13 protein-coding genes are annotated in these 14854 nt (G+C 60.8%); 5 read left to right on the top strand and 8 right to left on the bottom strand.

Annotated features, from left to right (window positions below):
* Window positions 1-240 precede the first annotated feature (240 nt).
* From glpE to AC1DU9_RS01545, 7 genes are all read right to left on the bottom strand, one after another.
* The gene (gene glpE, locus AC1DU9_RS01575) at window positions 241-570 is read right to left on the bottom strand and encodes a thiosulfate sulfurtransferase GlpE (protein ID WP_223456945.1); all 330 of its coding nucleotides are present in this window, start codon (window positions 568-570) and stop codon (window positions 241-243) included.
* A gap of 33 nt (window positions 571-603) precedes the next feature.
* Complete coding sequence (locus tag AC1DU9_RS01570; RefSeq protein WP_223456947.1) at window positions 604-1485, bottom strand: symmetrical bis(5'-nucleosyl)-tetraphosphatase; 882 nt, start codon at window positions 1483-1485, stop codon at window positions 604-606.
* Window positions 1485-1865 carry a Co2+/Mg2+ efflux protein ApaG gene (gene apaG / locus AC1DU9_RS01565; RefSeq protein ID WP_223456948.1) on the bottom strand — a complete coding sequence of 127 codons (381 nt, stop codon included), beginning with the start codon at window positions 1863-1865 and terminating at the stop codon, window positions 1485-1487. Before apaG ends, AC1DU9_RS01570 begins: the two co-directional genes overlap by 1 nt.
* A 115-nt stretch (window positions 1866-1980) precedes the next feature.
* Window positions 1981-2799: a 16S rRNA (adenine(1518)-N(6)/adenine(1519)-N(6))-dimethyltransferase RsmA gene (gene rsmA / locus AC1DU9_RS01560; RefSeq protein WP_477809665.1), complete on the bottom strand. Its 819-nt coding sequence runs from the start codon at window positions 2797-2799 to the stop codon at window positions 1981-1983.
* Window positions 2796-3785, bottom strand: a complete 990-nt coding sequence (gene pdxA / locus AC1DU9_RS01555) for a 4-hydroxythreonine-4-phosphate dehydrogenase PdxA (protein WP_223456952.1) — start codon at window positions 3783-3785, stop codon at window positions 2796-2798. Before pdxA ends, rsmA begins: the two co-directional genes overlap by 4 nt.
* Window positions 3782-5098: a peptidylprolyl isomerase SurA gene (gene surA / locus AC1DU9_RS01550; RefSeq protein ID WP_411740676.1), complete on the bottom strand. Its 1317-nt coding sequence runs from the start codon at window positions 5096-5098 to the stop codon at window positions 3782-3784. The genes pdxA and surA overlap by 4 nt, the downstream gene beginning before the upstream one ends.
* Window positions 5079-7889: an LPS-assembly protein LptD gene (locus tag AC1DU9_RS01545; protein WP_477809664.1), complete on the bottom strand. Its 2811-nt coding sequence runs from the start codon at window positions 7887-7889 to the stop codon at window positions 5079-5081. Before AC1DU9_RS01545 ends, surA begins: the two co-directional genes overlap by 20 nt.
* 130 nt (window positions 7890-8019) lie before the next feature.
* Between AC1DU9_RS01545 and AC1DU9_RS01540 the strand changes: the two genes are divergently transcribed.
* Genes AC1DU9_RS01540 through AC1DU9_RS01530 form a run of 3 tightly spaced genes read left to right on the top strand, consistent with a single transcriptional unit; the run spans window position 8020 to window position 10476 of the window.
* On the top strand, window positions 8020-9039 hold the full coding sequence (locus tag AC1DU9_RS01540) for an aminoglycoside phosphotransferase family protein (protein ID WP_223456959.1): 1020 nt from the start codon (window positions 8020-8022) through the stop codon (window positions 9037-9039).
* Entirely contained in the window at window positions 9036-9707 is a 672-nt protein-coding gene (gene murU, locus AC1DU9_RS01535; protein WP_477809663.1) for an N-acetylmuramate alpha-1-phosphate uridylyltransferase MurU, read from the top strand. The genes AC1DU9_RS01540 and murU overlap by 4 nt, the downstream gene beginning before the upstream one ends.
* 1 nt (window position 9708) lies before the next feature.
* A complete protein-coding gene (locus tag AC1DU9_RS01530; RefSeq protein ID WP_223456963.1) occupies window positions 9709-10476 on the top strand; it encodes a TerB family tellurite resistance protein in 768 nt (255 codons plus the stop codon).
* A 138-nt stretch (window positions 10477-10614) separates the two neighbouring features.
* Here AC1DU9_RS01530 and AC1DU9_RS01525 read toward each other — a convergent pair whose 3' ends face one another.
* Window positions 10615-11604: an alpha/beta hydrolase family protein gene (locus AC1DU9_RS01525; RefSeq protein ID WP_477809662.1), complete on the bottom strand. Its 990-nt coding sequence runs from the start codon at window positions 11602-11604 to the stop codon at window positions 10615-10617.
* A 73-nt stretch (window positions 11605-11677) separates the two neighbouring features.
* Here AC1DU9_RS01525 and AC1DU9_RS01520 point away from each other — a divergent pair, with 73 nt between their 5' ends.
* Entirely contained in the window at window positions 11678-14074 is a 2397-nt protein-coding gene (locus tag AC1DU9_RS01520; protein ID WP_223456967.1) for a PAS domain-containing sensor histidine kinase, read from the top strand.
* Window positions 14075-14149: 75 nt separating this feature from the next.
* Window positions 14150-14779, top strand: a complete 630-nt coding sequence (locus AC1DU9_RS01515) for a response regulator (RefSeq protein ID WP_008051638.1) — start codon at window positions 14150-14152, stop codon at window positions 14777-14779.
* Window positions 14780-14854: the final 75 nt, after the last annotated feature.

The raw sequence follows: 14854 nt of genomic DNA, 5'->3' as shown, positions 1-14854 counted from the left end.
GCAACCGAACAGGCGGTTGCTGTTTACCCCCCAGAACTCCCTCAAGGCTTACCGCCCCGAAAGCTACTCCCGATGACCCGTGCGCCGGTGTACCGGCTCTCCCCTGTTTTGGATGGCCTGCGCTTAAGGATAGTTGGGAATTCGGCAGGTAAAGGCTAGATGCGTAATTGTTTGTGGCAGACCGTTCGTCTGCCACCGCGCCAGCCCGCGTGAGCCGGGGCCTGCAACGTTACAAAAAAATTATTCGGGGGTGCCTTGCGCGGTTTCCGCAGGATACGTCGTACGCCACAACTCGAATCCGCCATCCATGCTGTAGACGTCGGAGAAGCCCTGGCTGATCAGGTAGGCGGCGGCGCCCTGGCTGGAATTGCCGTGATAGCAGACCACCACGGTCGGTGCGTCGAGGTTGGCACCCTGGATGAAAGCGTGCAGGGAATGATTGTCCAGATGCCTGGAGCCTGCGATGTGCAGGGCGGCAAAAGTGGCCGGGTCGCGGACGTCGACCACCACCGCGCCTTGTTCGCGCAGGGCTTGGGCCTGTTCCGGGGGGATACGTTTGAATTCGCTCATGGCGGGCTCCTGTGGCTCGGCTGAATGGGCAGTCTAGCGCGGGGCGCCGGCTGACGATATTTGGGGAATGGATAAGGCGACTGGCGGCACGGCATGACCGTGTTCGTCGCATTTGCAGGAAAGGCGCTCACCGCTGTCGACGTTCATCAGGGTCAGGGCGCCGCCCCAGACGCAACCGGTGTCGAGGGCCGAGATGCCTGGCTCGTCGCACTTGCCCTCCAGTGCTGCCCAGTGACCGAAGATGATTTTCACATCCCTGGTCTTGCGCTCCTTGTGCTGGAACCAGGGCTTGTAGCCAGCGGGCGCGGTATCGAGGCCTTCTTTGCTCTTGAGGTCGAGTTTGCCTTCGGCGGTGCAAAAACGCATGCGCGTGAAATAGTTGGTGATCACCCGCAGGCGCGTCACGCCTTTGAGGTCATTGTCCCATTTCGCCGGATCGTTGCCGTACATGCCATCGAGGTAAGACGGCAACAGGTTGTCATCACGCAAGGCAGTCTCGACTTCGGCAGCGCACTTCAAGGCTTTGCGCAGCGACCACTGGGGTGGAATGCCGGCATGGACCAGTGCAATGTTGCGCTGTTCGTCGTAGTGCATGAGCTTTTGCTGGCGCAGCCACTCGAGCAGTTCGGCGCAATCCGGCGCTTCAACGATCTCGCGCAGGGTATCGGCCTTCTTCAGGCGTTCGATGTTGCGTCCGGCCGCCAGCAGGTGCAGGTCATGGTTGCCGAGCACGCACACCAGCGATTCGCGAATGCTGTAGAGGAAGCGCAAGGTTTCCAGAGACTGCGGGCCGCGGTTGACCAGGTCGCCCACCAGCCACAGACGATCCCGTTGTGGGTCGAACGCCACTTGTTTGAGCAGGCATTGCAGGGCTTGAAGGCAGCCTTGCAGGTCACCAACCGCGTACGTCGCCATCAGTGCAGGGCTCCGGGCACCGCCAGGCGGAAGGGCGCGATGATGGCATCGAAATGTTTGCCGTCGTCGGAAAGCATCTGATAGGTGCCTTGCATGGTGCCGACCTTGGTGGTCATGACCGTGCCGCTGCTGTAGGTGTGGCTCTTGCCGGGGTCGATCAACGGTTGCTGGCCTACCACGCCTGCGCCGCGCACTTCTTCGACATGCCCGTTACCATCGGTGATGACCCAGTGCCGTGAAAGCAGTTTGGCGGGCAACTGGCCATTGTTTTGCACGGTGATGGTGTAGGCGAAAGCAAAGCGGTCGTGCTCGGGTTGCGATTGTTCTGCCAGATAGCGGGTGACGACGCTGACGTCAACCTGATAACGAGGATCGGACATGCAAGGGGCCTTAAAAACGAAGCGGGACGCGGGGCGTAGCTGATGGAGTTCAGTCTAGGCCAAGTATCGGGTAGTAGACCAGAGTGGCGTCCTACCCGATAGCGCTCATCGCCTGTCAGTCAGCGATAGGCTTTTGTGACGCTTGCTCGCTGAGCTTGTCGGCCAGGCGCACGAAGGCGGCCAGGTCGAGTTGCTCGGGACGCAGGCTGCCATCGACGCCGGCGGCTTCGATTTCGGTATTGCTCAGCAGCAGCTTGAGGGTGTTGCGCAGGGTTTTGCGGCGCTGGTTGAATGCCTCGCGCACGACACGCTCCAGCAAGCGGTGGTCCTTGGCCGGGTGCGGCAGTACCGCGTGGGGCACCAGGCGCACGATGGCCGAGTCGACTTTCGGCGGCGGGTTGAATGCCCCCGGGCCAACGTTGAACAGGTGCTCGACCCGGCAGTGGTACTGGACCATGATCGACAAGCGGCCCCAGTCACCACCACCAGGGCCGGCCGCCAGGCGCTCGACCACTTCCTTTTGCAGCATGAAGTGCATGTCGCGAATCAGATGCGAGTTGTGCAACAGGTGAAAAATCAGCGGCGTGGAGATGTTGTACGGCAGGTTGCCGACCACCCGCAGGCTACCTGGCGCGGCATTCAGGCTATTGAAGTCGAACTTCAGTGCATCGCCCTGATGCAGATTGAAGTTGCTCTTGCCGGCAAACTGCTGGTTGAGGATCGGGATCAGGTCCTTGTCCAGCTCCACCACGTCGAGTTGCGCGCCGCTGCTGAGCAGGCCTTGGGTCAGTGCGCCCTGGCCCGGGCCGATTTCCAGCAGGCGGTCGTCGCTCTTGGCATGGATGGAACGCAGGATGCGGTCGATAACGCCGGCATCGTGCAGGAAGTTCTGGCCAAAGCGTTTGCGCGCCTTGTGTTGGTATTGCTCGGTCATAAACGGGTCTCGGCCATCTGGTAGGCGGTTTCCAGGGCGACTTGCAGGCTGCCGGTGTCGATCTTGCCGCTGCCGGCCAGGTCCAGGGCAGTGCCGTGGTCGACCGAGGTGCGGATGATCGGCAAGCCGAGGGTCACGTTGACTGCGGCGCCGAAGCCTTTGTACTTCAGCACCGGCAGGCCCTGGTCGTGGTACATCGCCAGCACCGCATCGCAGTGCTCCAGATATTTTGGGGTAAACAGAGTGTCGGCGGGCAGGGGGCCTCGAAGGTCCATGCCCTCGCCGCGCAAGCGCTCTAATGTGGGTTCGATGATATCGATTTCTTCATGGCCCAGGTGTCCGCCTTCGCCGGCATGCGGGTTGAGCCCACAGACCAGGATGCGTGGCCGGGCGATGCCGAACTTGTTTTGCAGGTCGGCGTGCAGGATTCGCGTGACGCGTTCCAGGCGCTCAGGCGTGATCGCATCGGCAATCTCGCGAAGGGGCAGGTGAGTGGTCACCAGGGCCACGCGCAAGCCACGTGTGGCCAGCATCATCACCACTTGCGCGGTGTGGGTCAGGTCGGCGAGGAATTCCGTGTGCCCGGAAAAGGCGATGCCGGATTCGTTGATCACGCCTTTGTGCACAGGCGCGGTGATCATGCCGGCAAAATCCCCGCTCAGGCAGCCTTGGCCGGCCCGGGTCAGGGTTTCCAGAACGAAGGCAGCGTTGGCCTTGTCCAGTTGCCCGGCAACGACCTTGGCATTGAGCGGTGTATCCCAGACATACAGGCTGTTGGCGGGAGCGGGTGCATCCGGCCAGTTGTCCGGTGTGACCGGCAGCAAGTCGACAGCCACGCCCAGTTGCGCGGCCCGCTCAATGAGCAGGTCGCGGCTGGTAATGGCAATCAGGGGGTGGGGCTGGGCTTGCGAGGCGAGCAGCAGGCACAGGTCGGGACCTATGCCGGCTGGTTCGCCGGGTGTCAGCGCGAAACGTTGGAGTTTCACTGCGCTGCCTGGTCGGCGCCAGGGAGTTTGATTTCCACGTACGCTTCGTCACGGATCTGACGCAGCCAGGTTTGCAGCTCTTCGTCGTATTTGCGGTTACGCAAAACGGTCATTGCTTGCTGCTCGCGAGCCTGCGTGGTGCTGTCGGTGGCGCGACGGCCAAGGACTTCCAGGACGTGCCAGCCGTATTGAGTCTGGAACGGCCTGGACAGTTGACCTTGCGGGGTCTTGGCCATCACTGCGCGGAACTCGGGCACGAGCGCGTTCGGGTCGATCCAGTTCAGGTCGCCGCCGTTGAGGGCGGAACCCGGGTCTTCCGAGTAACTTTTCGCCAACTCGGCGAAGTCTTCGCCAGCCTGGATACGGCTGTAGAGCGACTCGGCCAGGGCCTTGGTTTTCGCTTCGTCGCGGATCGGGCTCGGTTTGACCAGGATGTGGCGCACATGCACTTCATCGCGCATCTGGGTCTCGCCGCCACGTTTGTCGAGAATTTTCAGGATGATGAAACCGCCCGGGGTGCGCATTGGCTGGGTGACATCACCTACCGGCATGGTGCTCAGCAGGCGATCGAACGGCGGAGGCAATTGAGCGGCTTTGCGCCAGCCCATGTCGCCACCTTCCAGTGCGGTTTCGCTGGCTGACTTGGCGATTGCCAACTGACCGAAGTCAGCGCCTTGCTTGAGCTGCTGGTAAATTGTGTCGGCCTGTTTGGCTGCATTCTGAATCGCGTCGGAGTTGGCGCTTTCCGGCGTAGGAATCAGGATGTTGGCCAGGTGGAACTCTTCGGACAGCTGCATTTTGCCCAGGTCGGAAGCCAGGAAGTTCTTCACTTCCTGCTCGGAAACCTGAATGCGTTCGGCAACCCGGCGCTGGCGCACGCGGCTGATGACCATTTCGCGACGAATCTGCTCACGCGCGTCGTCGTAAGACAGGCCATCGCGAGTAAGGGCGGCGCGGAACTGCTCGACCGACATGTTGTTGCGCTGGGCAATGGTGCCGACTGCCTGGTTCAACTCTTCATCGGTAATGCGGATGCCGGAGCGATCGCCGATCTGCAATTGCAGGTTTTCGACGATCAGGCGCTCAAGTACCTGCTGCTCCAGCACGCTGGCCGGCGGCACGGCAGAACCGCGCTTGGCAATGGTTTGCTGAACGTCATGAACGCGCTGGTCCAGTTGGCTCTGCATGACCACGTCGTTGTCGACGATGGCCACCACTTTATCGATGGACTGTACGGCGGCACTGGCCGCCGTACTCAGGAACAGCGCGCCCAGCATCAGCGGGCGCAGACAATCAGAAAGCTTGGTCTTCACGTTCACGATAACCTTGAATGCCTTTGTCGAGGAAGCTCTCGGCCTTGGCGCCGGTGAGGCCGCCGAGTCCCTTCAGAACAATTTGGAGGAAGACGCCATGGTCGCCTTTTTCGTTTTGCGGTGCTTGCTGGCTGAACTCGTCATAATCAACGAAGTAACGGTTGATCAGGCGCAGTTTCCAGCAGCAGCTGTCGTACTCGAAACCACCGAAGGCTTCCAGGGTACGGTTGCGGTTGTAGTCATACTGCCAGCGGCTGATGGCGCTCCATTGCGGCACGATCGGCCAGATCACCGAGAAGTCGTGCTGTTGGATCTTGTAGTAATCCTTCACGAAGTTAGGCTGGCCAGGGGTGCCGTAGTCACCGCCGAACTGCCATTGACCGGTGGTCTGGTTGTAGATCACCTGGTCGTTACGATAGCGATAGCCAACGTTGACGACCTTGTTCGGATTGTCTTCAGGCTGGTAGTGGAACATCGCGCTGCCCGAGCGAGGGCTGCGGCTGTCCGGGTCCCAGTTGTAGTCGGCGGTGGTACGCCAGTCGCGGTTCCAGCGATATTCGTATTCCAGCGCATATGGGGAAACGCTGGCTTGGGCATCGGCGCGGGTTTTTGGATTGATGCCCGGCAATTGAACTTCGCGGTCCTTGAAGTACAAGGCCTGGCCGACACTGATGCGTTGACGCTCGAAACCGTTGTCTTCGATCCAGCGGCTGGTCACGCCCAGGGACAGCTTGTTCTCGTCGCCGACACGGTCGGAGCCTGAGAAGCGGTTGTCACGGAACAGCGACGCATAGTTGAAGGTGTATTCGCTGGTATCGAATACCGGGATGTCTTCCTGGTCGACTTCAGGCACGTACAGGTAGAACAGGCGCGGCTCGAGGGTCTGGCGGTAGTTCTTGCCGAAATACTGGGTATTACGATCGAAGTACAGGCCGCTGTCGATGCTGGCGATCGGCACGCCGCGGTTCTGGTTGCTGTCAAAATTACCATTGAAGTTTTTAGTCCCGGTGGCAGCTGCGGCTTGTTCTTGCTGCGCGCTTTGAGTTTTGCCGAGACCGTCCAGGTCCAGTTGGTACTGGGTGTACTGGTACTTGAGTGTTGGCTTCAGGAATCCGTAGGTCCAGTTCAGTGGCAGGCTGACAGCCGGTGCCAGGTTGAGGCGGTCGCCATTGGCGCGTGCCAGACCGACAACGTTGGTATCAAGCCGTGGCGACACATTACCGTCTTCGTCGGTGTAGGTACCGTTCTGCAGATCCCGGTCAAACCGCACGAGTTCGGTGCTGTACGTGAGGTCCAGACCTTCCGGATGATAAGGCAGCATACCGTCGAGGGTGAGCTGCGGCAGGCGGTCGTACGGCGTAATGTTCGATACGGTCGCCAGTTGGTATGCCTGAGCGTTCGCGCGGGCGGTATAGCTGTCGCCACGATAGGTCACGGAACCCTGCTGGTTCACGTAGTCGTTGGTTTTCACGCCAATCTGGTCGGTCTGCAGATCCTGGAAGTAATACGGATCGCTGATCTTGGTGTAGTCGACTTGCGTGAGCACTCGCGAGTCCAGACCACCCTTGTGCTGCCAGTTGTACATGTAGCGGGTTTTTTCAGCGTCGGTCTGCTTGTCGCGCTCGTCGCTTTCGTCGTTGAGGTAAGCCGCACCGAACTGGCCTTCGCTGGCCTTGGTCAGGTAGCGGAATTCGCCTTCCATCAACAAGCCGTGCTTTTCCATGTAGCGCGGGTACAACGTGGCATCGTAGTTCGGCGCCAGGTTGAAGTAGTACGGGGTGACCAGCATGAAGCCGGTATCGCTGCCGGTGCCGATGCTCGGCGGCAGGAAGCCGGACTGGCGACGATCGTCGATCGGGAAATAGATGTACGGCGTGTACAGGACTGGAATGTCCTTGACCCGCAGCGTCACGTTGGTCGCCGTACCGAAACCGGTGGCCGGGTTCAGGGTGATGTTGTTGCCCTTGAGCTGCCAGGCGTTGTTGTTCGGTTCGCACGTGGTGTACGTACCATCCTTGAGGCGGATGATCGCGTTCTCGGCACGTTTGGCGTACAGCGCATTACCGCGGACGCGGGATTTGTGCATCACGTATTCGGCGTTGTCGACCTTGGCTTCACCGGTGTCGAGCTGCACGTCGGCGTGGTCGCCGACGATCAATGCGCCGTTGTCGCGAATGCGCACGTTGCCGTTCAGGTCGCCCCGGCTCTCGGCTTGGTACAGGTTGGCTTCGTCGGCTTCGACCTGCATGCTGCCCTGACGCATGACAACGTCGCCGGCCAGTGTCGCGACCTGCTCATCCTGCTTATAGCGGGAGGCTTTTGCGCCGATAAAGGTTGGTGCGTCACTTTTATTCGTCTTGTCATTCATGCCAGGACGAATCGGTTCGACATAGGAACCAGAGCAATAAGGACCGGTTTCGGCCAATTGTGCGGCGGTGAGTTGCTCGCGGGGAACCCAGTCGAGGTGACTGTAGTCTGCGCTACGCGACTTCAGGCCAAGGCCTTTGGATTCGGTGACCAGCACCGGCCTGGCGCCAGTGTCTTCGCTGGAACCGCTCTCGGCCGGGGCTTCGCCGGTGGCGGAAACTGCGCTACCGTCATGAACGGGACGCGGTGGCAAAGCAGCCGCCGGCGCCTTTGGCGCACAGTCCCAGGAACCCGAAGCAGAGACTGAGCAGTCAAACTGTTCCGCGGCGACCACGTAGGAAGTGGCAAGGGGTTGCAGCGCCAGCAAACTGCCGGTAACCAACAACGGAAATTTTTTACGAAACGCGGGGGATTTCAATGCCATCTTATTAGTCCGGGCTTCCTGCGTGCCATCTGCCCGCGGTGTGGGCCGCACGCCTCTCGATGGTCTGAAAAAGATGCTGGATAATAAAGCATGACCCGCTTGACGGCTAGCGCCGTCGGAGACCCTTGCAATGCCTGATCAAGATGTACGCTTGCAACACCTGAAAGTTTGGCTCGATGAACAATTGACGACCTTTTTTGCCGAGCAAAGTTGGGGCGCCGTCCCCCCGGCCACGTTGACTGCGGCCAGCAGCGACGCGAGTTTCCGGCGGTATTTCCGCTGGGAAGGCGGTGGCAAAAGTTTCATTGTGATGGACGCGCCGCCGCCCCAGGAAAACTGTAAACCCTTCGTGGATATCGCCTTTTTGCTGGCGAAATCCGGAATAAATGTGCCGAAAATTTATGCCGAAGACCTCGAGCGTGGTTTTCTTTTGCTCAATGACCTGGGCAACAAGACCTATCTGGACGTCATCGACAACGAAAACGCCGACGATTTGTTCAAGGATGCCCTGCAAGCGTTGCTGGCTTTCCAGCAGTTGCCGATGGTTGCGCCTTTGCCGAGCTATGACGTGGCCTTGCTGCGTCGTGAGCTGGAACTGTTCCCCGAGTGGTATGTGAAGCGCGAATTGGGCATCGAGTTCGACGCGGCGCAGCAAGTACTCTGGCAGCAGGTCAGCGAACTGTTGATCGACAGTGCCCTGGCACAGCCAAAAGTCCTGGTGCATCGTGACTACATGCCGCGCAACCTGATGCTCAGCGAGCCCAATCCCGGTGTGCTTGACTTCCAGGATGCGGTGTATGGCCCGGTGACCTATGACGTAACCTGCCTGTTCAAGGACGCCTTCCTCAGTTGGCCCGAGGCACGCGTGCACGGCTGGCTCGAAAACTACTGGCAGCAAGCAGGCGCCCTCGGCATTCCAGTTCAACCCGAGTTTGAGGACTTCCTGCGGGCCAGCGATTTGATGGGTGTGCAACGTCACCTGAAAGTCATCGGCATTTTTGCGCGCATCTGCCATCGCGACGGCAAACCGCGTTATCTGGGCGATGTGCCACGTTTCTTTGCGTACATAGAAGCGGTGATCGCTCGCCGCCCTGAACTGGCCGAGCTGGATGTGTTGCTGGCCAGTCTGCGCGCCGGAGTGGAAGCATGAAGGCAATGATTCTGGCTGCGGGCAAAGGCGAGCGCATGCGCCCGCTGACCCTGACCACGCCAAAACCGCTGGTTCGTGCAGGCGGCGTGCCGCTGATCGAATATCACCTGCGAGCACTGGCCGTGGCCGGGTTCACCGACATCGTGATCAATCACGCCTGGCTTGGTCGGCAGATCGAAGACTACCTGGGCGATGGATCGCGCTATGGCGTAAGCATTCAGTACTCGGCGGAAGGTGAACCCCTGGAAACCGGCGGCGGGATTTTCCGCGCGTTGCCGTTGCTGGGGGATGAAGCGTTTGTCGTGGTCAACGGCGACATCTGGACCGATTACGACTTCAGCGTGCTGCATCAACCCATCAACGGCCTGGCGCATCTGGTGCTGGTCAGCAACCCGCCACATCATCCGGCCGGGGACTTCAGCCTGGTCGGAACCCAGGTGCGCGACGGTCAGTCGCAGGCCCCTACCCTGACCTACAGCGGCATCGCCGTGTTGCATCCGCAGTTGTTCGACGGTTGCACCGCAGGAGCCTTCAAGCTCGCGCCGCTGTTGCGCAAGGCCATGGCTGATGGTCAAGTGACTGGCGAACAGTTGAAAGGGCGCTGGGTCGATGTCGGCACTCATGAGCGTCTGGCCGAAGTTGAAACATTAATCGAAGCGAGCCGCTGACATGTTGTGGCCAGGGACTCTGATTGGAGCCGGAGCAGGCTTTGCCATAGCCAGTATTCCGGGGGCCTTGCTCGGCGCGTTGTTGGGGCAGGCGCTGGACCGGCGCTTGCACCTGCAGAGCTGGGGGCATTTGCGGGAAAAGCTGGGCGGTCGCCCGGTGTTGCGTAACGATGAATTGCTGTTTGTCCTGTTGGGGCGCCTGGCCAAGTGCGACGGCCAGGTGATGGCCGGGCACATCGATCAGGCCCGAGCGGAAATGCGTGCGCTGGATATGTCCGAGCCGGCCCAGCGTCGTGCGATTGCCGCGTTCAATCGCGGCAAATCGGGCCGCGACCGGCTACGCGGTTATCTGCGTCGCCTGAGTGCCCAGCCCCATGCGGCGGAGGGCGTGTTGCGCGCCTGCTGGCGAATGGTCTGGGCCGATGGTCGTGCCGGCAGCAGCGAGCGTGAGTTGATCGGCCAATGGGGTCAGTGGCTGGGCTGCACGCCACACCAGGTGCAGGCGCTGGCCCACGACTATGAGCCGCAGAAGCGGCCATTGGCCAACAGCGCGCCAAGTTATCAGGACGCCTTGAGGCTTTTGGGGGTGTCGGCCACCACTGAACCGGCGCAGATCAAGCGTGCCTATCGGCGTCTGCTCAGTCGCCATCATCCGGACAAGATTGCCGGCAGTGGCGCGACGGCGTTGCAGGTGCGTGAGGCTACCGAGCGAACGCGTGAGCTGCATAACGCCTATACGCTGATTCGGGAGCGGCGGGATTTTCGCTAACAGGAAAGACTTGTGTCGTCTGTGATGGCCCTATCGCGAGCAAGCTCGCTCCCACAGGTTTTGTGTCGATAACAAAAATTGTGTTCGACGTTAATCCTGTGGGAGCGAGCTTGCTCGCGATGAAGGCGACACAGTCTTTCAGTCTGTCGCAGGCTGCGGATTCAACCAGCCCCGCACCCGCCGGAACAGTTGCTCCTGTTCGGCCCTGGTATCGGGCAACGCCTTGAGCGCGACCTGGCTGAATGCCGATGACTTCAAGCGCTTGCTGGCCTGCAGGCGTTCCAGTGCTGCGTTGCGATCTGGCGCTTTGTCCTTGTAGTAAATATCCGCGGTCGGCAGTTTCAGGGTCGGGGTCAGCTCCGCCAGCCCGGGCTTCGCTGCCACCGGTGTCCGGGCGGCGACCATCACCAGCTTTTCGACTTGCGACGGCTGCTTCTCGCTCAGGTAACGCGTGGCCCAATAGGCGCCGGAACCATGCCCCAACACCACGATACTGCGGGCGCTTTGCTGTTCGGCGAAGGCGAGTGCGGCGTCGATCCGGGCGAAGATGCGCTCGGCATCGGCCCTGGACTGCTCCTCAGTGGTTTCAGCGATGACTTTGTCGGCCACATCGGCCTCGCCTCCGGCTACCTGTTCGATGGGGGCCGCAGTGGTCGAGTCTTTGCTGCCGGTTTCGGGGGCCTTGGGAGCTGGCGCTGCTTCTACGATACGTGGCGCAATGGCATCGCTTTGCAGGTCCGGCAAGGTGATACTCAGGCTGCTCCACTCGGCGTCCGGCAGTTTGCGCCGCAAAGGACCGACCGCTTGCGGCCAGTCAACGGTTTCGCCGGCGCCGGGGATGATAATCACCGCGCCTTTGGGTTCGGCGGTATTGGCCGGTTTCCACAAGGCCAGAAACGTGTCGGTGCCCGCTTGCAGTTGTTGCTGTTCCTGAGCCGGGATTTTTCGCTCAAGTGCAGTCGCTTCTTCCTGACTACGCTCAGGCAACGGCTGACGTTCGAGTGGTTTTTCTTCGGCGGTTTTTTCTGCTGCTGCAGGCGCCGGGTCGGCCGCCTCGACGGAAAAAGCGCATGGCAGGATCAGCGACAGGCACAATGCTGGCAGTGCCAGGCGGTAGACAGGGGGCATCGGATATTCCAGGCCAGAAGTTGTTCCGGCAGCCTAATGGGTTGGTCAGTATTTGTCAGTGTGTGAGAGTTCAATGATGCGTTTACGCTGCCTGTGGGTTATCGGCTGTTTGTGGTTTCCCTTGATGGGTTGGGCGGCGGCCATGCCCCCGGAGCACGTTGCCCAACTGACTCCGAAACAACAGCACTGGCTGGCGCAGCAGGATGAGTTGCGGGTCGGCGTGGTGTTGCAGGCGCCCTATGCGCAATATGATCGCCGCTTGCAGCGCCTGTCCGGGGTGAATGTCGACTTGATGAAGTGGCTGGCAAAGACCCTCAACGTCGAACTGAGCTGGCGCAACTTTCCCGACCTTGAACAACTGGAGGCGGCTGCACGCGAGGGCGAAATCGACATCGCCCCGGGGCTGACCCAAACCCCTGGCGGATTGCGCCTCTGGCAGTTTTCCGACCCTTACATGCGAGTGCCGCAACTGGTGGTCAGCGACCAGAAAAGCGCGGGCGCGGTCGAGCTGGAAAAGCTCGACAGCCAGACCCGCGTCGCCGTGCGCATGCCCAGCACCATCGCCGATTACCTGCGTAGCAACTATCCGCACCTGAATCTGCAAGGCGTCCCGATGGAGCGTCAGGCATTGCAATTGCTGACTGGCCAGCAGGCGGGTTATGCGGTTGTTGATGAGGCGCAATTGGGGCGCCTGTCCGTCGAGCCGGAGTTCGCCGGGTTGGTGGTTGTCGGGGATGTCGGCTTGCCGCAGCTGCTGCGAGTGGCCACGCGCCGCGACAAGCCGGAACTGGCGGGCATCGTCGAAAGTGCATTGCGGGCTATCCCGGCCAAGGACCTGGAGCAATTGCACAATCAATGGCTGCAACCCAAGTACCCGCGGCTCACCGAGTCCCCGGGTTTCTGGCAAAACCTCTGTTTATTGCTGGCCGTGCTGGCGTTGAGCTGCATGGCCATAGTGTTCTGGCAGCGTCGCCAGCAGCACAACCTGGAACAGCGCCTGCTGGCCGCGCAGGAAGACATTGCCTTGCGCGCCGCCAGCGAAGAGGCATTGCGGCTCACCCAGTTTTCCATCGATCAAAGCACCGTCGGTATCCTCTGGGTCAACTGGGACAGCCACGTGCGCTACGCCAACCGCGCGGCGGAAAGCATGCTTGGCTATCCGGCTGGCGGGATCATTGATCGGCCCTTGATCGATTTCGAACCCGGCCTGCACATGGACCGCTGGCTGAATCTGTGGAAGCGCGCCCGGGCCAGTGAAGAAGGCCCGCAAAGCTTCGAAACCAATTGCGTGCGCGCTGACGGCAGCATTCTGCCGACCGATGTCTCGTTGAGTTTTCTGCGCTTTCGCGATGGCGAATACCTGGTGGTTTACCTCAACGACGTCACCGAGCGGCGCCGTGCTCTGGCCGCCTTGCAGGAAAGCGAGGCGCGGCTGCAAGGCATCGCCGCCAATGTTCCGGGGCTGGTATTCCGCCTGGAGCGGGCGCCGGTGACCGGTCAGATCGACTTTGCCTACATCAGCGAAGGCAGCGAAAGCCTGGTGGGTTATTCGCCAGCCACGCTGGCGCATCGCGATAAAGGCCTGCGCAGCATCGTGCATCCGGATGACAGGGCCAGCTATCACCAGACCCAGGATCATGCGCTGGATACCGACAGCGACTGGTCGTGGCAAGGTCGAATTCTCACGCGCCAGGGCGAACAGCGCTGGGCGGAAATCAAGGCCATCACCCGTCAGCTGGAAGACGGAGCCTATGTCTGGGACGGTATCGTCTGGGACATCAGCGAGAGCAAGCGCATCGAACTTGAACTGGCCAGCTCCCGGGAACAACTGCGTGAGTTGTCCGCGCACCTGGAAAGCGTGCGCGAAGAAGAAAAGGCGCGCATCGCCCGGGAAGTTCACGATGAGCTGGGTCAGATGCTGACCGTGCTCAAGCTGGAAACCTCCATGTGCGAACTGGCTTACGCGCAACTCGATCCAGGCCTTAACGAGCGCCTGGGCAGCATGAAACGCCTGATCGCTCAACTCTTCCAATTGGTTCGCGACGTGGCGACTGCATTGCGCCCGCCGATTCTCGATGCGGGTATTGCCTCGGCCATCGAATGGCAGGCCCGACGGTTTGAGGCGCGCACGCAGATCCCGTGTCTGGTGCAGGTGCCGGACAATCTCCCGGTGCTCAGCGACGCCAAGGCTATCGGCCTGTTCCGGATCCTTCAGGAAGCGCTGACCAATGTCATGCGCCACGCCCAGGCGCATACTGTCGAACTGACGCTGGCGCTGGAAGGCGACGAGTTGTGTCTGACGGTCAGCGATGACGGTGTAGGATTTGTCGCCGCGCTTGGCAGGCCAGCGTCCTTTGGGATTGTCGGCATGCGCGAGCGGGTATTGATCATGGGTGGTGAGTTATCCCTTGAGAGTGAGCCGGGTGAAGGCACGACCCTGAGTGTGCGGGTGCCATTGGGTGGGGCCTGATTTTTAATGTTGTCTGGGCTGACACCTTTGTGGGAGCGAGCCTGCTCGCGATAGATCTTGAATCTGGAGAAGTCTGTGATCCGTGTACTGGTAGCCGAAGACCACACCATCGTCCGTGAAGGCATCAAGCAGCTGATTGGCCTGGCCAAGGACCTGCTGGTGGTGGGGGAGGCGAGCAATGGCGAGCAGTTGCTCGACACCTTGCGTCATGTGCCCTGCGAAGTGGTGTTGCTGGACATCTCCATGCCAGGCGTCAACGGTCTGGAAGCGATTCCGCGGATTCGCGCCCTGAACAATCCACCGGCGATCCTGGTGTTGTCGATGCACGACGAAGCGCAGATGGCCGCCCGGGCGCTGAAGGTCGGGGCTGCCGGTTATGCAACCAAAGACAGCGATCCGGCACTGTTACTGACGGCCATTCGCAAAGTGGCGTCTGGCGGGCGTTATATCGACCCGGAACTGGCCGACCGCATGGTCTTCGAGGTCGGCCTGACCGACTCGCGTCCATTGCACTCGTTGCTCTCCGAGCGCGAATTTTCCGTGTTCGAACGCTTGGCCCAGGGCGCTAACGTCAACGACATCGCCCAGCAACTGGCGCTGAGCAGCAAGACCATCAGCACGCACAAGGCGCGGCTGATGCAGAAGCTCAACATCACCTCGCTGGCGGAACTGGTGAAGTACGCGATGGAGCACAAGCTCCTCTAAACAACACCGCAATCAAAACTGTAGGAGTGAGCCTGCTCGCGATGGCGCGCTGGATCAGTCAATGCAATGTTGACT

It is taken from the genome of Pseudomonas sp. P4_C1 (assembly GCF_056402155.1).
The sequence above is the reverse complement of the archived record's forward strand: the minus strand, read 5'-3'. Positions and strand labels throughout refer to the sequence as shown.